Annotated in this window: 17 protein-coding genes; 4 read left to right on the top strand and 13 right to left on the bottom strand. The window is 47.4% G+C overall.

What is annotated here, in order from left to right:
- Positions 1–470: 470 nt before the first annotated feature.
- Positions 471–4592, top strand: coding sequence for a hybrid sensor histidine kinase/response regulator transcription factor (locus G8759_RS26005; protein ID WP_167214876.1), 4122 nt, complete (start codon positions 471–473; stop codon positions 4590–4592).
- Here G8759_RS26005 and G8759_RS26000 read toward each other — a convergent pair.
- The 11 genes from G8759_RS26000 to rpe form a co-directional block, all read right to left on the bottom strand.
- Entirely contained in the window at positions 4561–5727 is a 1167-nt protein-coding gene (locus G8759_RS26000; RefSeq protein ID WP_167214871.1) for an acyltransferase family protein, read from the bottom strand. The two genes, G8759_RS26005 and G8759_RS26000, sit on opposite strands and share 32 nt — an antisense overlap.
- Before the next feature lie 67 nt (positions 5728–5794).
- The gene (locus G8759_RS25995; RefSeq protein ID WP_232073948.1) at positions 5795–7597 is read right to left on the bottom strand and encodes a glucosyltransferase domain-containing protein; all 1803 of its coding nucleotides are present in this window, start codon (positions 7595–7597) and stop codon (positions 5795–5797) included.
- Positions 7598–7674: 77 nt separating this feature from the next.
- A complete protein-coding gene (locus G8759_RS25990) occupies positions 7675–8583 on the bottom strand; it encodes a transketolase family protein (RefSeq protein WP_167214867.1) in 909 nt (302 codons plus the stop codon).
- 29 nt (positions 8584–8612) lie between these two features.
- Positions 8613–8966: a DUF5615 family PIN-like protein gene (locus G8759_RS25985; protein WP_167214864.1), complete on the bottom strand. Its 354-nt coding sequence runs from the start codon at positions 8964–8966 to the stop codon at positions 8613–8615.
- A complete protein-coding gene (locus tag G8759_RS25980) occupies positions 8966–9190 on the bottom strand; it encodes a DUF433 domain-containing protein (protein ID WP_167214861.1) in 225 nt (74 codons plus the stop codon). The genes G8759_RS25985 and G8759_RS25980 overlap by 1 nt, the downstream gene beginning before the upstream one ends.
- Positions 9191–9214: 24 nt before the next feature.
- On the bottom strand, positions 9215–11215 hold the full coding sequence (locus G8759_RS25975; protein ID WP_167214858.1) for an NAD-dependent epimerase/dehydratase family protein: 2001 nt from the start codon (positions 11213–11215) through the stop codon (positions 9215–9217).
- 86 nt (positions 11216–11301) lie between these two features.
- Complete coding sequence (locus G8759_RS25970; protein WP_232073947.1) at positions 11302–12120, bottom strand: transketolase; 819 nt, start codon at positions 12118–12120, stop codon at positions 11302–11304.
- A 29-nt stretch (positions 12121–12149) separates the two neighbouring features.
- Entirely contained in the window at positions 12150–13943 is a 1794-nt protein-coding gene (locus G8759_RS25965) for a glycosyltransferase family 39 protein (RefSeq protein WP_167214855.1), read from the bottom strand.
- 30 nt (positions 13944–13973) lie between these two features.
- On the bottom strand, positions 13974–16088 hold the full coding sequence (locus G8759_RS25960) for an OmpA family protein (protein WP_167214853.1): 2115 nt from the start codon (positions 16086–16088) through the stop codon (positions 13974–13976).
- A gap of 114 nt (positions 16089–16202) precedes the next feature.
- Entirely contained in the window at positions 16203–17609 is a 1407-nt protein-coding gene (locus tag G8759_RS25955; protein ID WP_167214850.1) for an alpha-amylase family glycosyl hydrolase, read from the bottom strand.
- A 53-nt stretch (positions 17610–17662) separates the two neighbouring features.
- Entirely contained in the window at positions 17663–18334 is a 672-nt protein-coding gene (gene rpe / locus G8759_RS25950) for a ribulose-phosphate 3-epimerase (RefSeq protein WP_167214847.1), read from the bottom strand.
- Positions 18335–18637: 303 nt separating this feature from the next.
- On the opposite strand from rpe, the gene ligA reads away from it, so the two are divergent.
- From ligA to dapA, 3 genes are all read left to right on the top strand, one after another.
- Positions 18638–20722: an NAD-dependent DNA ligase LigA gene (gene ligA, locus G8759_RS25945; RefSeq protein WP_167214844.1), complete on the top strand. Its 2085-nt coding sequence runs from the start codon at positions 18638–18640 to the stop codon at positions 20720–20722.
- Positions 20723–20829: 107 nt separating this feature from the next.
- Positions 20830–21360: a DUF3782 domain-containing protein gene (locus G8759_RS25940; protein WP_167214841.1), complete on the top strand. Its 531-nt coding sequence runs from the start codon at positions 20830–20832 to the stop codon at positions 21358–21360.
- A gap of 77 nt (positions 21361–21437) precedes the next feature.
- Positions 21438–22334: a 4-hydroxy-tetrahydrodipicolinate synthase gene (gene dapA / locus G8759_RS25935; protein ID WP_167214838.1), complete on the top strand. Its 897-nt coding sequence runs from the start codon at positions 21438–21440 to the stop codon at positions 22332–22334.
- Positions 22335–22408: 74 nt separating this feature from the next.
- Here dapA and G8759_RS25930 read toward each other — a convergent pair whose 3' ends face one another.
- Together G8759_RS25930 and G8759_RS25925 are read right to left on the bottom strand one after the other, a co-directional pair.
- On the bottom strand, positions 22409–22597 hold the full coding sequence (locus G8759_RS25930) for a hypothetical protein (RefSeq protein WP_162391319.1): 189 nt from the start codon (positions 22595–22597) through the stop codon (positions 22409–22411).
- A gap of 96 nt (positions 22598–22693) precedes the next feature.
- Positions 22694–24880: a carbohydrate binding family 9 domain-containing protein gene (locus G8759_RS25925; protein WP_167219281.1), complete on the bottom strand. Its 2187-nt coding sequence runs from the start codon at positions 24878–24880 to the stop codon at positions 22694–22696.
- Between the last annotated feature and the right edge of the window lie 122 nt (positions 24881–25002).

The following is a 25002-nucleotide window of genomic DNA, read 5'->3' as shown; positions in this document are numbered from 1 at the left end:
CGCTAATTGTCCTCGATTCGTTAATTTTAGTTTGGCCTGCACTCAGTATTGAAGTAGGCCAAATAGGTTGGGTGACTGTGTCGAAATGGCCACGCATGGTTGAGAGCATAACCTGCTTAGATTTAGTAAAGAACTGCAATACGGTAAATTTTAGGTTCAACAAATGTGGTATACATCACCGGAAGAGTAGGGGGAAAATCGTAAAAGAAGTGGGCGATTATTATAAACGATAGGATTTTGTGAGTAAAATCGACTGATTGTCAGTTTTGCTGTAATTTTCTGTAAGCTATTTATAGTCAGACTATATTCTAGGTAGGGTTCGAAATGCTGCTCACCACCGGAGCAAAATCCTTTTTCTATACAATTTATTCTTATATTCGGATATCGTTAATTGGTATACTATCTGGTTCGCAGAATCATTTTGCTGATATTGAACCAGAGGTTATGCTGAAACAACTACTGAATGGATTATGAAAGTCTCTGTGTGTTATTGCCATGTATACTTGCTTCTGGCTCTATCTGTTCTGGCAGGCCAAACTTGTATTGCACAAAATCTGGCATTCAATCACCTGAGTGTCGATAATGGATTATCGCAGAATTCAGTACTTTCTATCGTACAGGACCGTCGTGGTTTAATGTGGTTCGGCACTCGAAACGGCCTGAATCGCTACGACAGCCGGACATTCAAAGTCTATAAAAACGACCCTGTGGCTTCCGCCAGTGTTTCTGACGACTACATACTGTCTTTATGCGTCGATTCCGACAATACGCTCTGGGTAGGTACGGTGAAGGGGTTAAGTAAGTACAAGTCTGAAACCGATTCATTTGAGCAGGTGCTATCTGGGCCTGAGAAAAAATCAGATATGAGCAGCCGGGCTATCACTTGCATTTTTCAGGACAGTCATAAAAATATCTGGGTTGGTACTGATCATGGGTTGAACCTGCTCACCGACCGATCGACCAATACATTCAGAACGTTCTTCCAGTCGGCAACGGGGCTTGCCGGTAATAACGTGCGAACGATTTTTGAAGATCATGAAGGTAGTCTATGGGTCGGAACATCAACTGGCCTTACTCGTATTCAACGAGAGAAATCTACGTTTCAATTTGTCTCGTTCAGACATAATGCTACTCAGTCAACCAGCCTGAGCGACGATTATGTAACGGCTATTACCGAGGACGGACACCATAAACTTTGGGTTGGTACCAAATACGGCGGGCTTAATGCCTATAACCGGGCTACCCGGACATTCTCCGCTTTTACACATAACAAGTCTGTAAACAGCCTGATCAATAATAATATCCGGAAACTGCTGGTCGATCAATCGAATCGAATTTGGATTGGAACATTGGAAGGACTGAGTATCTATGATGACACTTCGCAAAAATTTACGACTTATCAACATGATCCTGAAAACCGGAAAAGTCTTAGTCAGAATTCCATCTATGAAATTATGCAGGATGCTAACGGCTCCATCTGGGTCGGAACCTATTATGGGGGCGTTAATGTCGTTTATTCGCAGGAGACGCCCTTTGTTCTGTACCAGAATAGACGCCAACCGTTCAGTATCAGCAACGACTTGATTAGTGCCATTGCTGCCGACAGCAAAGATAATCTGTGGGTAGGTACTGAAGGGGGTGGACTTAATTATTTCGACCGAAAGGCCGGTCGATTTACACGCTACCAGAACGAAAACACGGGCGTTTCTGGTTTGCGGTCCAATTTGGTAAAGGCTGTTTCTGCGGATGTCGACGGTCGGGTTTGGATCGGTACGCACCTGGGTGGCCTTAATGTGCTAGATCCAACAACCAATCGAATCAGGCAGTATCTCAGTAACCCTGATAATCCGGTGTCGCTGAGTTCAGATGATATCAGCGCCCTTGCCGATGATGGGCAGGGACATTTGTGGGTGGGAACCGACAGGAGCGGGTTGAATTATTTTGATAAAAAATCCGGCAAGGTAGAACAGTATACAACCAACACATCACCCATAAAATTAACCAGCGATTTTATCCGGATATTGTTCGTCGACTCAAGACGAAGGCTCTGGGTTGGTACTGCACATGGAATTACCGTTATTTCGAGTGAGCGACGATCCATAAAACAGATTATAAATAATAGAGTCACCAAGGGTAGTTTACGAACAAACCAAATCAATTGTATTCAGGAGGATTCAAAAGGTCAGATCTGGGTTGGTAACTATTTTGGCGGATTGAGTCGATACGATGTTCACTTGAAAGACTTGGCGACGTATACCGAAAAAGATGGCCTGCCCAGCGATAATATTCTGGGCATTCTGGAAGACAAACAGGGGTTTCTTTGGCTAAGCACCGATAATGGCCTCTCGAGGTTTGACCCCGATACAAAACGGTTTACGAATTATAACATCAATGATGGATTACCCGGCAATGAGTTTAGCCTTAATTCATTTTATCGGGACAGCGGTGGTGAGTTATTTTTTGGGAGCAATAATGGTCTGGTGCGTTTCCGGCCCGATAAATTTAAAACAAATAGCTATGATCCCACGATTATCCTGACGTCGTTAAAACTGTTTAATCAGCCTGTTGGTATCAACGATCCAACTGGCTTGCTTGAAAAAGACATCAGCCACGCGCCCAGGCTGATGTTTAAACACGATCAGTCCATTTTTACACTGGATTTCGCCCTGTTGAACTACATAAAGGCCAGCAAAAATACTTATGCCTATAAGCTTGATGGATTTGAAGAGAATTGGAACTTCGTCAAAACACCATCTGCGACTTACACCAATCTACCCGCCGGAACGTATACGTTTCTGGTTAGGGGCGCAAACAATGATGGCATTTGGAGTAAGGTACACGCCCGAATTGAGATTGAGGTCATGCCCCCTTTTTGGCGAACCTGGTGGGCATATTTGACCTATGTGATGCTGGTGGCCAGCTTTTTATACTTCATGATTCGGTTCTTCTGGATGCGGGAGTCGCTGAGACGTGATCACGAATTGCAGCAGTTAAAGCTCAATTTCTTCACGAACATATCGCACGAAATACGAACGCATCTGACACTAATTGGCGGGCCCATCGAGAATTTATTGACAACAGCCAGCCAGGATAGTAACAGTTTTACGCAGCTTACGCACGTGAAGAATAATTCGGATCGGTTGTCGAAGCTGGTGAATGAGTTAATGGATTTTCGAAAAGCCGAAACCAATAACCTGATGCTTCAGGTGACAAAAGTCAACCTCATTGCCTTACTTGATGAAATCCGGTTTTACTTTCAGGATCTGGCTACGGCACGGAACATGAAAATCGACTTTCTATATAGCAATAATACTGTTGCCGTGTACGTAGACCGGGCGCAGCTGGAAAAGGTATTTTTTAATTTATTGACCAATGCATTCAAATTTACGCCCGATGGTGGTTTTGTGAGTATTCTGGTTCAGGAACAAAAAGACACAGTCGTTATAAAGGTTGTCGATAATGGAAAGGGGATTGCACCCGAAAATCTCAAAAAAATATTTACCAATTTTTTTCAGGTAAATGACACTGGTGCACAAAATACGGGTTACGGCATTGGGCTAGCCTTGTCGAAAAGCCTGATAGAAGCGCATAAGGGAACCATCGCTGTAGAAAGTAATTTGCAAAATGGTCGAGAAAATAGGCGGACCTGTTTCACTGTCACCCTGAAACGGGGTGCTGATCATTTTGCGACAAATCAGCTTGTGACTGACATGGCTTCAACTCCCGTTTTGGCTCCTGTACTAGAACAATTTTCTCTGGGCGAAGAGGAGAAGCCGATTGATTCTATCCCAAAGCCGACTTTGTTGCTGGTAGAAGATAATGCCGAAGTCAGAGCATTCATCCGTGAATCGCTGATCCGGCAGTATGTTGTTACAGAGGCAATCAATGGCGAAGAAGGCTGGGCACTGGCAATCGAGCATATTCCTGACCTGATCATCAGCGATGTTATGATGGCTGAAATGGACGGCCTGGCACTCTGTCGGAAGTTAAAAACCGACGAACGAACAAGCCATATTCCCATTGTTTTACTAACGGCCAGGGCTACGTTTTCTCAGCAGGTCGAAGGGCTCGAAACTAGGGCCGACAGCTATATGACCAAACCGTTTAGTCTGCGAATGCTTAAACTGAATGTGCGAAATTTGTTGTCATCTCGCGATGCAATGCGCCAGAAGTATAGTCGCCAGATTTCACTCCAACCCCAAAATATAGTCATCAACTCACTGGATGAGCAGTTTTTAAGCAAAATTGTGCGGATCACCGAAAATCATCTTGACGATCCTGCGTTTGGTGTTTCGCAACTGGCCACTCAAATTGGCATGAGTGCGCCCGTCCTGTACAAGAAACTTCGTGCGCTCACCGATATGTCGGTCAATGACTTTGTAAAATCCATTCGCTTAAAAAAAGCGGCCCAGTTGTTGAAGCAGAAACAGCTAACCGTTTACGAGGTGGCCTATTCTGTCGGCTACGATGACCGGAAGTATTTCAGCAAAGAATTTAAGAAACAGTTCGGCAAAACGCCCAGCGATTATGCCAGTGAGCCAGTTTCAAAGAAACAACTGATCAATACGAAAACCGATCCTTCAGATTATTGATCGGTCTCTCAACCAAATACCACGACAGCGTTGCAATCAGCAGGGTTAATGACAGATAGAAGCAGAACGGGAAAAAATAAGAGCTATTTAAAAACGGTAAAATGTCCGTAATACGTCGCCAGGCTCGCAGGGTGAAATGAGTTGGGCGAGTATGATAGACGTTAAACACGAAGTTATGGTATAGATAAAGCCCATAACTGATTTTACCCATGTACTGGCTCACCGGATTTTCGAGCAGCCACTTCATTGGTCCGCCAAAGCCCAGCACCGCCCGACCGATCAGGAAAAAGCCAATGAGTGAGGCTGCCAGTCGTTCCCATACGTCGGACATGATATTATGGTGTCCACTCCATCCCTGTGGATCAGGAATGGCTGGTAAGATTTTCGTATAAATGACCACCGTTGCAAACAGCAGAATACTGATCCAGATCCAGACCGAATTTTGAAATACCTGCTGGAATCGCTCGCGCTGATAAAGCCACCAGAAGGCCATAATCGTACCCAGTCCGAACGAGTCCAGACAGGCAGGCATGGTTACGTAGCCAATAAACCACGGTAGCCGAGCCCGATAGAGCACATAACGCATGGCAACTGCCCCTACAATCATAAGCGTAGCGGTTAACGGAACCCACCGGCGCGGAACGAAAAAGAGCAGCAGGGGGAAAAACAAATAGAACTGCTCTTCCACCGCCAATGACCACAGGTGATCGACAGTGCCCATCCATACCGAATAATAGGCCATATAAAGGTTCGTAGCGTACAGAGCCAGCCAGCCAAACGTCTGGCGAACGGGGGGTTCGTTAACCGCATAGAGTACGAACAGGACCAGGTAGTAAATCGGGAAAATGCGAATGGTTCGGCGGATGTAAAAGATTTTGAGGTATTTACCCAAACCGCCGTTCGGTTTATCTTTCAATTTATCCTTACTCGACAGTAGAATTCGCGTAATCAGGAAGCCACTCAGCACAAAGAAAATCGTGACACCCAAAGCACCGAGCGGTAACTCGATGCGCCCGGCCATCCAGTGATCGAACAGTACCAGTGCGACAGCCAGAAACCGCACGCCATCTAATTGCCGAAGGTGATTCAGGGCCGGTCGGGCAGCGGTAGCGGTCATTGGCGCATTTGTTTGCATGACGTTGGTAATTGGGTAAATGTGGTCATTAGGTGACTGAAGATAGAGTAGAAGTCTATTGGTCCAGTTACCAGTTCTTCTTAATATCCTTCGGCTGACCGGCTGATGTGATAAGCTGATTGGTTGGATACACCTTACACTGATTGCTGGTCGAAATGGTTACGACAAATAATTGATAAGTACCGGCTTCCAGCGCACTTTGCCAGACATCGGCTTTAAATCCGGGCGTAAAGAGATTGCCGGGTAAAAAACGCGCCTTAAGAAGCGACCGTTGGTTCTGCCAGGCCGGAAATAAATACGATCGTTTGGGTGACCGAACCAGCAGATAACTGCCTGCATCGCGCCCGAATGTCTGATCTGAAGGTAAACCTGTTGCTTCGGTGGTACTAGTCTGAACAGCGTACCCATACGGAGCTTTGGTGATCGTTAACGGTATAATCGGCGCCTGTACGGAGTTAAACAGGGTTTTCAGGATTGGATCGTAAAACGCGCGTGCCGGATCGCTATAGTGCTGAGTAACAGGATCGAGTGCTGGAGTTGGGCGATTCGTGGTATAAGTCCAGTTAAACTGGTTCGTCGTTTGCCAGTGCCGAAACCAGATCGAATCGTCCAGAAAAGTAAGGTAGGCAAACCAGTTAAACAGAAAACTTCCGGCTAATCCACCAAATAAAACCCAATTCCGAACCCGCTGATTTATGGCAACGGCGATATAGACGTACAAAAGCGCCAATAACGTTAACGAATAGATTTTATAGCGGCTTGTGATGATCAGGTCGAGTCCAAAGCCGGTTCGGGTCCAGGCAACTACGGCTGCTGTTCCTAATATGAAAAGCGCACTCCCCCAAAAAAACAGTGCACCGGCTGGTATCCCAGCCCCGGAAATAGCAGGTCGTGAACTGAACAGTCCTCGGATTGTCCGACTGATTGCCAGACGATGGGTCAACAACTGCCAACCCATAATCCCGAATGTTGAAATGACCATTAAAGCACCCAGCAAGATACTGGCGCTAAGGGCCGATTTAACGGGTAATGCTTCGGCAGCAGCACCGATGAATGCCAGCCAGCCCTTAATTAAATCGACGGTTGAACCGCGTAATGGAGGATTGCCTTCTGGTTTTTCATAATCGGCGAAATAAAGTCCAAGTACAAGCAAGGCACTGAAAACCCAGATGGCTACCGGTAAGAATGCTCTTTTCTTTGGATAATTTCTGGATTTAAAGTCCGCTGGTTCGCTGGTGCGAAGTAACAGCAAAACCAGCCCAATTGGCCAGACCAGTAAGCCATTGCCACTAGTGAGCGTAGCCAGAATGGCTGAGGCTATTGCCCATCCCCAACGATTGCCGTATGTAATTCCATAAAATGCCAGCACAACCCAAAGCACGACAGAGAAGTTCTGCAGGGCTGCCATCCCCCAGAACATATTTTCCCAGTGAGAGAGGTTGAAAATCAGTAAGGCAACAGGAATGGCATACAAAACAGAGAGACTTTCGCGACGCAGAACGCCGATAAATACGACCAGCAAGCCTACTAAACTCAAATTTCCAATGGCCATCAGATGCCGGAAATTCAGCTTTCCAAATACCTGATAGTCGAGCAGGGCCACGAAGCGGTCAACGACAATCCGATGCTCGTTATGCTGCCGAAAAAGCTGGTATAGCTTACCCGAAATAGTTGTTTCCTGATCGAAATAATACAGGAATGCCCGGAGAGCGTGGTCGTCCCATTTGGGCACGTTAACGGCGTAATAACTCCAGACAGCCAGGAATAAAATAACTGGAATTGCCACACCCACACTACCCAATAACCGGCCGACCGACCGTGGTGGGGCCGATGTCAGGCGGGTTTTCGGGTTGTATTGTAAGGTTGGCAACGGGATTTTGATTTTAGGCGTACTTCATCCGGTTCGTTCTAAGATGCAGCATCCTAAACCGACTACTGTAAATTAGTTTAATTCGTAAACGAAGCCAACTGCCGGGCAATATTGGCTGGATCAAGGCCCGACAATTGCTGATGGTATTTTTGATCCCCATAAAGCCCATTCGGATAGCCCTGGGCTGACAAACTTACAAAATGACTTGGTGCTGCTCCGTCGGTCAGTAATTTAACCGAAAGCTGTTGGGCCAGTCCGCCAATGGAGACATGTTCTTCAACGACCAGCAATGGTTTTCCGGCCCAGCGATGCGCGAGGCCTGAAGGCAGATCGAGTGGCAGGTTGGTAGCCGTATAGACGTCAAACTGACCCACCAGCAACTCATCCTGCAAGGCTGTCAGTACATTGGCGGCAATCGGGCCTAGCGCAACTACATTTCCAATGGAAGCTTTGCTATGTACGATGTGTTTGAAGGTGCCGAGTTTTTCAGCTCCATCGGGGGTTTTAGGACCTGCACCCAGACGTAGATAGGCCGGTCGGCTTTCCGCAATAATCTGATCAAGCATCGGAGCAACCTCGTCAGCGAAGGCTGGAATGTATGTATTTACGTTCTGTAGACTGCTCAGACACGCCAGATCTTCTATCGCGTGATGGGTGCTGCCCATGATGCCATAACCATACCCGCCCCCATTCCCGACAATAAAAACGGGCATGTTGTGCAGGCAGACATCATTGCGAAATTGCTCCAGGCATCGATAAACGGCAAATGGGGCAATACTATAACAAAACACTTTATAGCCTTTGTAAGCCATTCCGGCTGCTACGCCGATCATATTTTGCTCAGCAACACCTGCGTTAATAAAACGGGGGCCTAAGGCTTCTACAACGTTTTCCAGGGCATTATAGCCTAAATCGCCGGTAATAAAAACCACTTTTTCGTCGTCACGCGCAATACGCTCGACAGCGGCTGAGAATTCGTTTCGCATACTATAAAATAACAGCGGACATTAGTTGCTTAGTAAAGCAGTGTTGTATCGGGATTGATTTCCATGTAGAATGAATCCTCCTGATCCAATTGCTTAATCAATGCTAATTGGTTCTCGAACAATGTGATTAACCGATCATTCGAAATATTACCTAAACAGACTCTGATTAACTTACGATGTGTCCTTTTCAAGAGAAAAGAGTTTCTGAAGTCAGTATCCTTAGTAATAACAATGTAATTATTCTGATCGGCCAACTGGCAAATCTCTCCATCAGGCGTAGAAGAACCCTTTGGCACCTGATTGACGTGAACTGATTCGGTTCCATAGGTTGCCAGATACTTAGATAGGCGAATGGATATGTGAACGTCACAGATAAACTTCATTAAGCAGCAGCTGGTATCTGACCTGATAAAAGAATTCGGGCATAATTCAGAGCAGCAATGATATCATCACGTTCCAGCTCAGGGTGATCCTCAAGAATGTTATCAATAGTCATTCCTGAGCCCAGAAGATCAAGAACTACTTCCACGGGCCATCGCATTCCCCTGATGCATGGCTTTCCATGACAGATAGTGGGATCAATTGTTATGCGATTGAGTAATGTCATATCAGTAATGTTGCTTACACAAATTTACTTACTTTTCCGTTGCTCAACCAGCGTACTGATTTCAGCCGCCGTTTTGTAGACCCGCTGGCCCTTACGAACCATTGTACGAATGAACTTCGGTCGTTTTTTCGTTTCCTCAAAAATCTTGCTGATGTATTCACCCAGAAACGAAATGCCCAGCAGATTGATCCCGCCGAAGAACATAACCAGAATGATAACGGTCGATATGCCCGCCGGGGTTTCAGGGAAAAATACGAATTTAGCCAATATCTGCCACAGAATACCCAGAACTGAAAGTCCCGTCAGTACAAATCCGGCGTAGGTCATTAACTCCAGTGGAGCAAAACTGAACGAGAAAATGGCTTTTTTTGCCCACCAGATGTTCTTCGTCCAGTTGTTGGTCGAGACGCCAAACATGCGCTCGGGCCTTACATAATCAACGCCGGTTTGTTTGAAACCCACCCAGGCCCGTAATCCGCGCAGAAACTGTTCGGTTTCGGGCAAATTGACCAGCTCACGAACTACCTTCCGATCGATCATCGAAAAGTCGCCTGCATCAACCGGAATATTGATATAGGCCGTTTTGCGGAACAAACGGTAAAACTGCTTGTAGAAGAAATGAACGTGAGGAGCCATTTCGCGTTGCACTCGAACGCCATAAACCACGTCGAAGCCCTGCTGCCATTTTTCGTAAAACTTCGGAATGACTTCGGGTGGGTCCTGTAAATCACCATCCATGAGCACCACCGAGTCGCCGGTAGCAATTTCCATTCCACTCAGGAAGGCCGATTGCGACCCAAAATTACGCGAGTGCTTAATGGCAATTACGTTCGGATCTTTGGCACAAATTACATCCAGTACTTCGTCGGTGTTGTCGGGTGAATTATCGTTGACGAAAATAATTTCGTAGCGCACCTTCATTTCATTGAAGGTTTTAACCAGCCGTTCATACATAAACGGAATGGCCTGCGCATCTTTATAACAGGCAATAATCGGCGAGATGACCGGATTGAGCGTTGGTGTGTTGAAGGCCGGAATTACCCGACTTTCGTAGTCATGCGAAATCTGCCAGTCGGCAGTTTGACGCAAACCGTCGCTAAGCGAAGTGGATGCTTTCCAGCCAAGATCAGTCTCAGCCGCTGTTGGATCGCCATACCAGTCAGCAAGATCCCAGTTGCGGTTGTTCATACTGCCCCAAACTGGTTCCAGCTTAAGGCTAAAGGTTTGCCGGGCTTCATCGACAAGCTCCCGCATGGTCGTTTTCTGACCCGTAGCAATGTTATACGACCGACCGCTTATGGCCTTATTGACCTGCAATGCAGCTTGAACAAAAGCGTCGACGCAGTCGTCTACATACACGAAATCGCGGCTAATATCGGGCGAAACCAGCGGAGGTAATTTGCCCTGGCGAACTTCTTCGATCAGTCGCGGAATGAGCCGGTCGGGCTCTTCCCAGCCACCATAGATCGAGTAAAGCCGTAAGTTAAGGGTGTTAAGATTGTGAACTTTGGCGTAATATTCGAGCGTATAAGCCGCTGATACTTTCGAAACGGCATAATGGCTGTTAGGTTCTACTGGATCAGTTTCTTTGGGAGCCGTGCAGTTAAATCCATACTCTGAACTACTTCCGGCATGGATATAAACCATGTCGGCCGAGCAGTTTTCCAGAATATTTACCGTACCCAATACATTGGTTTCGTACGTCAGTCCTACATTTTTCTGTTTACTGTAAGCGCCATAAGCCGCCAGATTAAAGATCGTTTTGGGTTTGATTTTTCCAAAGACGTCCTGTACGGAGGTATTTGACAGAATGTCGCAGTGAACAATATTTTCGGCCGGGACATCGAGCAGTTTTAGCCTCCAGGCTTTTGTTGCGTCGTGTGTAAGTGCGAAAACATCTTTACGTACGCGGAATAACTGTTCAAACAGATTCGCGCCAATGAAGCCACTGGCTCCGAAAACAACGATAGGGCCCTGCAGTCGGGCGATTTTTTCTGGTAGCAAAATGGGGGCAGACTGATTCATTCAGGCCGCAATATTACGGCAAAAGGGTGGATGTGTTGTATTGAAACGCAGTTTTATAGCCAACGGCAACGGAACCGGCCACTACTTCAGGCTACCTGAACGGACAAATACCGCTCAGTAACTTCTGCATGAGCCTGTTCATACTGAGCAGGTGTCATGGGTAGATAATGCCATTCGAGCCGGTTTTCCATGTAAGATACGCCTTTGCCTTTTACTGTTTTGGCAATCACAACTTTGGGTTTACCATTTGAAACAGCGGTCAGTTGATCGATGGTTGTCAGGATTGCCTGCACATCATGACCATCTACTTCAACCGTGTCAAATCCCATGGCAGCCCAGGTACGGATATCGGCGGTATCACCCAGCACATTGGCCGTTTGGTCGAATCCCTGCAAACCGTTTTTGTCAATCAGCACCACCAGATTATCCAGGCCACGCTGAACGGCGAAATGGGCGGCTTCCCAGGTTGTGCCTTCGTTGGTTTCACCATCAGACATCAGCACATACACCCGCGAATCTTCACCGAGTAACTTACTTGCCTGAGCAATGCCCGACCCAATGGGCAAACCGTGACCAAGCGAGCCTGTTGCGAACGGAATTCCATCGTGTTTATTAGGAGCCGGGTGAGCAGGGAGCGTTGTCCCGTTTTTGTAATAAGTTGCCAGAACCTCGTCGGAAATCTCGCCGAGGTGGTTCAGACAGGCATAAAGCGAGGCTGCGGCATGGCCTTTCGAAAGCAGAAACGAGTCCTGTTGGCGTTTACGCATGATTAATGCGGCAATCATCAGGTCTACACAGCTCAATGAACAGCCAATATGACCTGCGTGAGCCTGGTTGTAAAGACTCAGAATTTTTAGCCGAAGCTGGCCCTGAAGCGTTTGAAAGTCGGTGGCTTCTGTTGTCAATGTCGTAGTCGGTTGATTCAGGTATTTGCCTACTCGCCGTAGCGATAGGTAGAACCTTTGAAGTCAAAAATAGTAATTTTTTCGCCAGAACGCCCCTTAACTAATACTATACGGTCACGATCGTTCGGATCGATGCGTTGGATATAGGAGGCATCCTTAGGTAAATAAACGTTTACCAACTGGGCATCTAACAAGGCTACGGGCGAGTACGTTCGATCCATTTTCTCGGAAAAAATCTGCCTTTTTTTATTCGGATACAGAATCGTATCGCCTGGTGTATACAACTCTTTTAGTTTTTGAGCCGATGACCAATAAGGATTAGGAATACGGGCTTTGTCAAAATACGTGTATTTAGGCGCTTCGTCGGCGTAAATATCGACCAGAAGCTGAACGATATTGCCTGTCTGGATGAGCAACGCAATGGCAATCGGCAGGCTAAACCACCAACGGAGCGTGACTAGCTGGCGCAGGCCCATCGCTATCAGAATACAAACGTAAGGGAACGAAAATCCAGAGTAACGCTGCGTAATACCGAACGTATGCCCTGATCGCCAGGCCATAAACAACAGAAATAAGGTAGGCACAAAAGCCAGCAGCAGTAAAATCACAACCAGCCGTTTCTGGTCGGCATTCGTACGATCTACAACATACCGGCCAATTAAGTATACGAACGGCACAACAGCTGACAGTACGAGCAGGCGAAGCGGTTCGACGGAATAGAATGGAAGGCCCACCAGAAACAGGAACGGAACCACAGCATATACCCAGACCGGCGGCTTCGATACCGTTATGTACCGGTGAATAATAACCGTTGAAACCGCTCCTAACCCTAGCGCCAGTATCGAATTTCGAATACTGACCAGAACGGCAACCATGCCATTGGTAATGATAAACAGATCGGAAAAAATAGGTACAGCCCGAACGGCAATGTTAGGAATCGTAGCGGGCAGAATAATCCCGAAGCCAGATTTATACGGATTCGTGAGGGCAATGTTCTTGTAGAAACTGGCCTGATAGTTCAGGGTGAAGAATGTGTATTTTCCGCCACCGTAAATAAACCAAAGTGAAACCAGGCCTAATCCAATCGCGCTGGTTAGCCCCAATGTTATCCAGGCTCGTGAATTGCGCAGATATAAAAGTGCGTATAGGCCGTGGCAGAGAAAGACCGTCACGGTTAAATAATGGGATAGAACCGATGTTACGAATACCAGTCCGTAAGCAAGATAGAGGACGGATAACGATGGCGTTTTGCTGCCAGCTGGGGGGCTCGAACGTACCCGCTCCATGATCAGCAGGAACAGGTGAGTACCCAGTAACGTCAGGAAAAACGTCATGGAATAGTTACGGGCAATGTGGCTGTAGGCAACAAAAAACGGCTCAATGGCTGCAATGCCGGCACTAATAAGCGCCAGTGAGTCCGACCGGAAGTGCCGTCGGACAAACACAAAGAGAAGCCAGACGATCAGGGTGCTGAAGATGACGGAAGGCATTCTCAGGGAAGTATCACTCAACCCAAACACTTCCATCCAGAGCCAGAGCACACCATAATAGGCAGGGCTATTGCCAATATCGCCCCGGATGTTGGCTTCGATGAAGTCATTGAAAGTCTTCGGTTTCCAGAATTCGGCCGGAGTGAAATACGTTTTGCTGAAAACATCCTTCTGATTGAAGCCTTCAAGGCAAACGCCCTGGCTAATGAGCAGCGTCGATTTTTCGTCGAAATAAATACCGTATGTACCGACACGGTATAAACGAAGTGCCAATGCCAGTATAAGCAGGGCACTCAGTAAAACTAGCGTTGTACGCGATGATGGGGTGAACATTGCGGCAAAACTAGCGCAAAATCCCAGTTCTCACAGCTTGAGAATCGTGAATTCTACTCGCCGGTTCTGTTTGCGCTTCTCTTCGGTTTCGTTGCTGGCTATTGGTTTGCTGGGTCCCCAGGCCTTCGTCTGGATGCGGGCCTCCGCAATTCCTTTGCCTATCAGGTATTCTTTAACAACCCGGACCCGGTCGGCAGAAAGCTTCATATTTGGTTCCCAATCCCCCTGATTGTCAGTATGCCCTTCGATCAGAATTTCCATCGCTGGGTAGGTGGTCAGCATAGCGGCCATCCGGTCCAGCTCACTGTTAGCGCCCGGTAATAAGTTGAACTGACTCTGTTCAAACAGCACCTCGCGCATGGTTATTTTCTGGCCAGCCTCAATCTTAACCAGTATCAGATTCCGTTTGATATCACGGAATCGCTTGTCTTTACTGAGATCAAGGGTTTCAGTAGTTGGAAAATAACCTTCTTTGATGGCTTTAATCGTATAGATTTTCTGCGTGGGCAGAATCAGTTTGTATTCGCCCGTTTCGGGGTCATAATCGGCTTTTGCCGTTTCTTTGTTTTCGTCGGCCAGACCAGAAATTACTTCCGAAGCTACTGGTTTTCGGCTCTTTGAGTCAAGCACCTGACCCGATATGATGGCAACCGGATCGGGCTTGATGGCAGGATACAGTTTAAGCCGAAAAATATCATCTTCGCCCAAAGAACCCGCCCTTGAACTCAGATAGGCAAAATCGCCGGAAGCAGGAATGGTAAAATAACCGTCCCATTCTGGCGTGTTGATCCCTGACCCCAGATTTTCGGGCTCACTCCAATTGCTCCACGTATCATCGAGTCGGCGTGTTACAAAAATATCACCATTGCCATAGCCCGGATGACCGGCGGACGTAAAATAGAGTGTACGCCCATCGACCGCCAGAAAAGGCGAACTTTCGAAATCGGCTGTGTTCACAACGGGACCCAGTGAGACCGGTTCCGACCAGTTTTTGTCAGCCTGTTGCAGCGCAACGTACAAGTCGCGGTTTCCACGGGTATCTTTGCGCTGCACGGCCAGAATGATCGCCTTGCCGTCGGGAGAGACGCAGAACTCCAGCTGATTTTTTTCGTGCAGATTATAGTTGTTGGCAATTTTACATTCGACGGGCTGCGACCATCCTTGCCGGGTTTTTGTCGATCTGGAGATACCGAACGACAACCCTCCATCAGGACGGTATACATTGATGAGATAGGCCGTACGACCGTCGGGCGAGAGGCCGCTGATGGCATTATCGCCGGTATTATTGATGGGAGCACCAATATTTACCGCTTCACTCCAACCAGGTGGATTTCCCGAAGCGCCTGATTCCAGCGTGGAGAACCACACGTCTTGCCGGTCGGACCCGCCCATATTGGCTTTATTGAAATTTCGGGTAAAATAAAGTGTCCGGCCATCGGGTGCAATGACGGGAGCAACTTCCTGCCCTGGCGAATTGACCGTTTTTCCCAGATTTTCCTTTACTATTTCCTTGGGTATATCTTTCGATACATTTATGCCAACCGCAATTGGTTTCGTATCTTCTGAGATACCGATGGCATCAATCTGGTTTATGCCCGGCACGGTAGAACCATTGAGTACTACCTTTATCTGATCGCCCACAACCGCCGAATCTTTCAGCATAATCCGTAGTAATGGATCTTGGCGGGGAGCTGGATTGTTATTTTTATAAACCTGATGTTCTTTCTTTTGGCTGTCAATGATCAGCACCTGCACAACTGCGCCAGGATTCACATTTTCGCCAATAACGATTTGCCGGATCGTACTTGGCTTCTCAAAGGCAACCTGAATCCACTCATCGGCAGTGCCATCGGCACCCTTAGGTGCCCATGCCGAGGGGCTTTCACCAAGTTGGGGTAGTTTATTGGGTTTCCCCAAAGCCTGCGACGCTCGGTATTGTTCGCCACTCGTCTCTCCTTTCTTTTCGGACGAAAAGCCAACAACACGGCTAGCCCACAGAACCTGAGTTGCGTTCTGGCCCTGAGGTCCGGGCTGGTCGTTGGTACGTCGTTGTGGCTCGGTCGAACGAGGCCCGGCCGGTTGCGCTGGGCTGACCGCACCGGCCATCATTATCAATAAGCCTGATAAGATGCTCCAAACTCGCATAAACTATGAAAAGGTAAGCAGAACATCGTTCGTACGGAGGGTCTATTTCTGACGAACATCAACCCTTTAACTCGAAATTACTAATTTAGATTGTGTGTGGTAAGTTACGAAAACTTAATTGGTTAAAACCTTATAATCCCAGGGTTTGAGCGTAAGGGACATATCCTGTTTCAACTCCATTGGCTGGCGGCTGAATACCTCGGTATAGACGCCTTCGTACCCTTGTCCTGACAGGCGGAATGTTTGCGGTTTGCCGCTCAGATTTATCAAAACAGTTACCCGGTCGTTCTCATGTTGACGAGAAAAGGCGTAAATGGTCTCATCATGATCGGTCACAATTTTCTCGGCCATTCCTCCAGACGTGCCGTTCCAGAGAGCTCTGTTCCGGTGTTTAAGGGTCAGCAACGTTTTAAAGAAATCACTCTTGGCATAAGTACCCCACGAAATGGGGTCTTTTTCGAAGAAAGCCAGCCGTTTATTTAGATTGGATTCCATTCCATTATAAACCAAAGGCATTCCCTCCAGAGTGCTGCTCAGCACGATAAAGGCATCCGCCGATGGGCCAAATGATTCTGCCAGTGTACCATTATTTGTATTTTCGTCGTGATTCTGCGTAAATAGCATCTGATAATACCAGGCAGGGAATCTCTTTTGGTTACTGGCTCGCAGAGTATCAAGACTGCTAGCCGGAAGTTTTCCCTGGGCAATATTTTTCATCATCGCGAACATAGCCCAGCCGTAATTCATGTTGAAGCAGTTTTTAAACTGTTCCGGATCGTCTTCCCATTCAGCCAGCATGAATACAGTCTTGATTTTATCCAGTTCCGGGCGAAGCTGAGCCCAGAAATCATCGGGTACAAAACCGGCCACATCGCAGCGGTATCCATCGATATCACATTCCTTGATCCAGTACTGCATCGCATCGATCATGCCTTTACGCATATCCGGATTATCGTAATTCAGGTCAACAACGTCGGTCCAGTCGGTTGCTTTTCCGGTTTTTGGGTCAACGGGTGTTGTCATTTTTCCCTTTATGAGCGTGTACCAGTCTGGATGTTCTTTCACCCAGACATGATCCCAGCCCGTATGGTTAGGCACCCAGTCTAAGATCACCCGCAGACCAAGTGCATGAGCACGTTTTACCAATGATTTAAAATCGGCCAGTGAGCCGTATTCTGAATTCACGGCTTTGTAATCAGCAACGGCATAGGGACTGCCAAGGGTGCCTTTTTTGTTTTTCTGGCTAATTGGGTATATCGGCATCATCCAGACGATATCGACACCTAATTCTTTTAAGCGGGGAAGTTGTAATTCAATGGCTTTGAATGTGCCGGCGGCAGAAAACTGGCGGGGATTGACTTCGTAAATAGTAGCGTTTCTGGCCCAGTCGGGGGCAGGTGGAGCGACTACAGTTGTGGAATCAGTGGGATTGGAAGCTTCAGTTTGCGATTTTTTAGTTTCGCGGCAGGCCATTGTCAGCAACAGGGTGCTGAGTGAGATGGCCATGTATAATTTCTTCATAAGTACAATCGTGCGGTACGTGTCGGTTAAGTGTTACGGGTAGCCTGGGTTGATCAGGCTATGATGGGTTGATGTCCATCTTTTAATGTCCTGATGGCCTCTAATGGGTCAGGGGCTCCAAAAACCGAACTGCCAGCCACAAGTATATCAGCACCTGCTTCCAGTAAAGCCGGCGCATTTTTCTGGCTCACACCACCGTCAATTTCAATTAGTGCAGAGGAGCGGTTTGCAGCAAGTAATTGCTTTAGTTTTGCTACTTTTCGGATGGTATTGGGGATGAACGACTGCCCCCCGAAACCTGGGTTGACAGACATGATCAGCACAACATCGATTTGTTCCAACACATCTTCAAGGCCAGCAACGGGTGTGTGTGGATTGAGGGCTACTCCCGCCCGACACCCCATCTGCCGGATATGTGTAAGTGTCCGGTGAAGGTGGGTACAGGCTTCGTAATGGACATGAATCACCGATGCACCCCCTTCCGCAAAAGCATCAATGTAACGATCGGGTTGAGTAATCATTAGGTGTACATCCAGTGGCTTCTGGCAGTGCCTGCGAACAGCCTCCAGAATCGGAAAGCCAAACGAGATATTCGGAACAAACACACCGTCCATTACATCGAAATGTAAATAATCGGCTTCGCTGCGATTTATTAGTTCGAGGTCCCTTTGCAAATTAGCAAAGTCGGCGGCTAGTAGCGAAGGTGCAATGAAAGGCTTATTCATAGTTGTCCGGGAACAATAGAAAACCAATCGTTTGAAAAGAAAGGCTTATTCAACGGTTTTCGTAAACGGCTTACTTTTTTATCCTGTAAAACTAAGTTTTTTTGCTTGAACAAGGAAACAAACCCAATATTGGGTGTTCGTTTATTAGGATAATTTAGCAGTTGAGTAGTTGTATCCGTAGAGAATTTGGCTAATTGAGCCTGCTCAGTCGCAAAGAACAAATTATCCGGATAACCCAGTTACATCTATTGCCAAATTACCTTCTTTGCCAAATTGGATTAATCGTCAATTATAACGTATCGTATGACACCCCAGGAGCATATTGCTGAATTAACTGACCGTCTGAACTATTATAACCATCAATACTACCAGAATAGCGTTTCTGCAGTAGACGATTTTACGTTCGATCAATTGCTGGCCGAATTAGCTGCTCTGGAGACCCAGTACCCCGAATACCGTCGGCCAGATTCGCCAACCGCCCGCGTTGGTGGAACCATAAGCAAGGAGTTTTCGACGGTTTATCATCGGTTTCCAATGCTTTCGCTGGGGAACACCTATTCGGAAGAAGATCTTGTTGAATTCGATAATCGCATTCGGAAAGGCCTGAATGGGCGAGAGTACGACTATGTCTGCGAACTGAAATTTGACGGTGTGGCCCTAAGTATGACCTATGAGAATGGAGTTTTAGTGCAGGGCGCAACGCGGGGCGATGGAGTTCGGGGTGATGATATTACCAATAACATTCGCACCATCCGAACCGTACCCCTGCGCGTGCCACGAGGAGGGGGTGAAGGGCAGGGGAGGGTGGATGCTGACCATCCAGTACCTCCGGCTTTATTTGAAGTTCGGGGAGAAGGTTTTTTGCCACTGGCTGAGTTTGAGCGGATCAATAAAGAGCGCGAAGACATTGGGGAACCGTTGCTGGCCAACCCCCGAAATGCAGCCTCAGGTACGTTTAAACAGCAGGATTCAGCAGCTGTGGCCAAACGGCGACTGGACTGTTACCTGTATTCTTTTCTATCGGACTCGGACGTATTCAGAACGCATGAGGAAAGCCTGATTGCCATGAAAAATTGGGGATTCAATGTTTCCCAGACCTGGAGAAAGTGTGCCGATATTAAAGAGGTTATGCTCTATATCAATGAATGGGAAACCAAACGGTTCGACCTGCCATTGGGTACTGATGGGATCGTTATCAAAGTAAACCGATATGATCAGCAGCAGGAACTGGGCTTTACGGCCAAAAGTCCACGCTGGGCTATTGCCTTTAAATACAAAGCTTTAGCGGCCAGTACCGTACTAAATGGTATCCGGTATCAGGTGGGTCGAACGGGAGCCGTTACGCCCGTTGCGCTGTTAACCCCTGTATTGCTGGCCGGAACCATTGTGAAACGGGCATCCCTGCATAACGCCAACGAAATCGAGCGGTTAGGCGTCATGTTGAACGATACCGTTTTTGTAGAAAAGGGGGGCGAAATCATTCCAAAAATTACGGGTGTTGACCTAAATCGGCGTACCGATCAAAGCCACCCTATTGTTTACCCGACTACCTGTCCGGCCTGCAACACACCGTTGGTTCGGAAAGAGGGTGAAGCCAATTTTTATTGCCCCAATGAACAGGGGTGTCCTCCGCAGCGTCAGGCTCGATTTGAGCACTTTATCCAGCGTCGGGCCATGAATATTGAAAGTCTCGGCGAAGGGAAAATCGAATTACTTATCGATCGTGGACTGGTACAAACACCCGCTGACCTATACGCACTGACCTCTGCTGATTTACTGGGTATTGAAAAAGTGTTCGAAGATGAGGAAACCGGTAAGCGCCGGGTCGTTAGTTTCCGGGAAAAGACCGTTGAGAATATTCTGACAGCTATTGAACGCTCAAAAGCGCAGCCATTCAGGAATGTGCTGTTTGCCTTGGGAATTCGCTATGTGGGGAATACAACAGCAGAGAGGCTAGCCGATTATTTCGGCTCGATGGATGCCATTATGAACGCGAGCCAGGAAGCCCTGCTGGCCGTTCCGGATATGGGTCCACGCATTGCCGAGAGCGTTGTCGAGTGGTTTGCCAACGTCGGGAATCAGGGCTTTGTCAATCGATTACGGGCGGCAGGTTTGCAATTGGCTGGTGAGAAAAAAGAGGTCGAGCGTGAAGGCGACACGCTGGAAGGGAAGACATTTCTGTATACTGGCACATTTGCTAACTTCAGCCGGGAAGACCTTGAATCCCGAATTGCAGCCAATGGTGGGAAAGTGCTTAGTGGTATTTCCAAAAAGCTCAATTATCTCATCGTTGGCGAGAATGCCGGGCCGTCGAAAGTGGAGAAGGCGCAAAAACTCAACGTACCCATGATTAGTGAAGATGAGTTTCTGGCGATGCTGACAGTATAAATGCCATTGATAATGAATTTATTACTTTTGTAGATGCAGGTCTTTTACAAGGAATCGAACCTCAAACTGAAAGCCCTGAAACTAATAAACCCACCGAACTATAAGCTATGGAAACAACAACTAATTTTGAGGATATTCGCCAGATTCTACGCGAAGTGGCAGAAAATCAGAAAGAAACAGATCGAATAACGAGGCATAATGCCAAAATGATTGGCGATTTAGGGAACAAGTTTGGTTCGTTTACGGAAGGTATGGCGTTTCCATCAATGGAAAAAGTGCTTCGAAAACAGTTCGGAATAACAACCATTACCACCAATTATAAAACGGAATATGGGTCTGATTCGCTGGAGGTTGATGTGTTAGGTATCGCTAATGGAGATGTCAATACCGTTGTTTTAGTGGAGGTCAAAAGCCATCTGAAAGAACGTGATATTGAGCAGTTGCTTAAAAACCTGGATCGTTTTCGGCGGTTTCACCCCGAATATGCCCGTAAAAAATTATATGGTATTTTAGCCTGCGTGCAGGGGGCTAAAGAGGTAAAAGATAAAGCCATGGATGCAGGACTTTTTGTTGCGTCTATTCACGATGAAGTATTTGAACTCAAAAGTCCTGCTTATTTCATCCCAACGAACTTCTGATTCAATTTAGGAGAATAATCGCGGGACTGCCGTACAATTTCCCGTAACTTTGTGGTAATAAACTTCTGTTTCCGATAATGGACACTAAATTCCACGGCGTCGGCGTCGCCATTGTGACACCCTTCAACGCTGACTATTCAGTCGATTTCGACGGCTTCGGCCGCATCATCCGGCACATTTCCGATGGGGGTGTCCGTTACATCGTCCTGCAGGGCACTACCGGCGAATCGCCAACGGTGACTAAACAGGAAAAGAAACAGTTGTTGCAGTATCTCAAGGAAAATAATGCGAAAAACCTTCCGATAGTATTTGGGGTCGGCGGCAACGTGACAGCCGATGTTGTTTCGGGAATGAAGGATATTGATTTTGAGGGCGTTGACGCGATTCTGTCGGTTTGCCCATACTATAACAAACCCGGCAAACGCGGTGTTATTGAGCACTTTACGCGCGTTGCCGATGCTAGTCCGGTTCCGGTTATCCTGTATAATATTCCGTTCCGGACGGGCATCAATATGAGTGCAGAAACAATCTGCGAACTGGCCCAGCACCCGAACATTATCGGGGTTAAAGAAGCATCATGTGTCATTGAACAATGTATGGAAATTGCCCGCGACAAACCCGATGATTTTCTGCTTATTTCGGGCGATGATGTGCAGGCCGTTCCCATTATCAGCATCGGTGGCGTGGGTGTTATGTCGGTTATTGCCAATGCATTACCGGCCAAATTTACGGCTATGATCGACGCGGCTTTGCAGGGCGATTTTGCGTTTGCTCAAAAAGAACTTGGCCATTTTCTGCGAATCGATCCACTGCTTTACGAAGAGGGTAACCCAGTTGGTGTCAAGAATATTCTGGAGATTATGGGTTTAATTTCAGCCGAAGTCCGGTTGCCCTTGATGAAAGCATCCGATGATCTGAGCGAACGCCAGAAAGCCGTGCTTCAGCGAGATCGGTTGCTGGAACTGGTGGCCTAGATTACATAAGGTTCCATAAAGAAAAAGCCGACTTCAGTGCTGGAGTCGGCTTTTATGTTTGTTAACGGAAGCGATCAGGATCGGCCTCCGCCAAATAACCTCGAGACCAGCCAGATAACGAGACCGATACCGGCAATAACTAATATCACGCCCGTCCAGACACCGGTTTTGAAAATATCACCGATCGCTTCGCAGCTAGTCAGAAACAGGGTCATAAACAGAGCCACCAGGGCAATCGGAAAAAAACGCAGCAAAGTTTTCATAAACGTTGATTGGTTTTGTGTAGTAAACTGATCACCCTGTTTTAGGTGATTGCTCAAATAACCGGCATTTAAACACTTTGTTTTAAAGCCTGTAAATCAGAGGTTCCACCAATAGGTCCATTTGAGAACCAGAGCCCGGTTCTTAACCGAAAGAAAGCCCGGTACATCCTGTCCGATCTGCGCCGAATTGGGTAAATAATTGTCGGTATAAACCAGGAAAAAATCGGATGCGGGCTTGTAACGCCATTGAACGCGTGCATTGACGTTCATGTTTTTTTGCTGTTCGTTGTATTGCACAAATGTGGTTAAGTAGAGCTTGTTAGTGAGCGTCAGGTCGAAACGGGGGCCAACAAGCCAGAAGGTAGTATGACCCCAGGGCTGAGGCAGGCGAATGTCGTTGTAATTCGCACTTGCCGCCAGACTGACGTACGGTTGAAACCGATAGCCTATGTCAGCAGTCAGATTCAGCCGGGTTCCATCGGCATAATAACCACCGTAGCGTGACGAAAACCCGTAGGTGAATACACTTTGTGGTTTCGACACAAACTGAGTTCCCCAGGCTGTCCAGTAATGTTCGGTTCCGGTCGATAGCGTTTGCTGTCCTGAATTTGTCGGATCGAAGGGCTGCAATAAACGGACATAATCGGTTGCAATCCAGCCAGTAAAAACACTTTTGCTACGGAAGGTTACTATATAACTCAAATAATTTTCGTTATCGCTCTGTCGCCCGGCCGGGTCGAAAAAATAAGTCGATGTTAGCGTTGGGCCATGACTAAGTACACCACTCCTAGTTGGCAGGAATGTGTAGCCAATCGTTCCCATTAAACGCTCATAACCCCGGCGAGGCACATAGCCCGCTTCGGCGGTGTAGTTCTTGCCCACAGATTCTACCTGCCCGCCAATGAGCCAACGGCGCGTATTGTATTGCAGGTTGGCCGCATAAACGGCATCGTTACCTGATTGTTCAGGATCATTGGTTTCTGGACTGAACGATTTGACATACAGTGCTTTGCCCGACCAGAAGTTATTTGCCGACGCCAGATTGTACTCCAGGCCAATATTGCGGTTAAAGCGGGTGTAAGTAGGCTTATCAGTGACTGGTGTATGGGCTAGCGACTCTTTGTTAACGAACATAAGCCCTATGTTGGAGCGGGCAAAAATGCGTCGCTGGAGGGCAATTACGGCAAAGTTCTGAGAAGGTAACCCCGTTTCATCGACCCGGCCCGTCTGCATATCCATCAGCCCGATTCGCCAGTCTTTATTGAGTTTGCCGCTCAATCGGGCGCCAAACCGAATGGGAACCCCACCAAGGCCGATCCGGCGACTGAAAAAAGGGCGGATTGTTGAATAGCCAAAGTTGGTAAACTGATCGCCATTTTCCAGGAAGAACTGACGCTTTTCGGGGAAGAATAGTTCATACCGGTCGAGGTTCGTAACCTGCTGGTCAACATCGACCTGCGAAAAATCGGGGTTAACCGTCAGGTCCAGATTCAGCGATGAGGTAACGGCCACCTTCGCATCGAGACCCGCATCAAAGCGACTATGCGTCGGTGTATTTTCCTCATAGTTTCGTGTCAATCCGGTTAAGGCATACGGAATGATTGAAATATTGGGTCCGGGCTGTGGTGGTGGCTGATCCCATACTAAAACGCCGGTTAAAGCCAGAGATGCCGTCGGGAACTGACGCTGGATGGGCGTCCAGGATGATTTTTCGGTCGTTTTCAAATCCTGTCTGCTGAAGTTGATTCCCCAGCGAGAAATTCCCCGTTTATACCGAATCGTTTTGAACGGTATTGCCAGTTCGAGTACGTAACGGTCAGGGTAGTTTCGTACCACTGATGTCCATTTGTTATCCCAACTCAGATTCGCTTTACCGCCTTCATACAATAAACCATCCCATTGGGCTCCGGCTGCGTTAGTCCCGAATGTAAAGCCATTGGTCTGATCATCGAAGGTATCCATGAAGAAGATAAAATTGTCATTCTTGGCAAAGGCCCAGTCGCGCCGGAGCGATTCGACAATGTAAGGACCTTCGATGTTACCGTGATAGCAAACAGCGCTCAGGTAAACATTTTGGGCATCATAAGTCATCCGAACATCCGTGCGAACTTTACAGCGACTCGTATCCATCGGGAGGACCATCCAGAAATCGGTGGCTACTTCGGCTGCCTGCCAGGCCAGTTCATCAACTACTCCATCGACGACAATAGAAGACGTAGCCCGGCTGATGTGCAGTTGGTAGGATTCGTTTTTCTTCTGGGCATGTAGCGACGAAAAGCCCATCAGAAAAAAGATGATCAAGGAAAGGAGTAAAGGTTTCACCAGGAAAATTAAGTTATGGAGGGGCCTAGGGGTGAAAGTAAACAAAGTCGCAATTTATCCTCCTAAAAGTCAAATTGTAACTA

It is taken from the genome of Spirosoma aureum (assembly GCF_011604685.1).
Lineage (GTDB): Bacteria > Bacteroidota > Bacteroidia > Cytophagales > Spirosomataceae > Spirosoma > Spirosoma aureum.
This window is presented reverse-complemented; position numbering and strand designations above follow the sequence as displayed.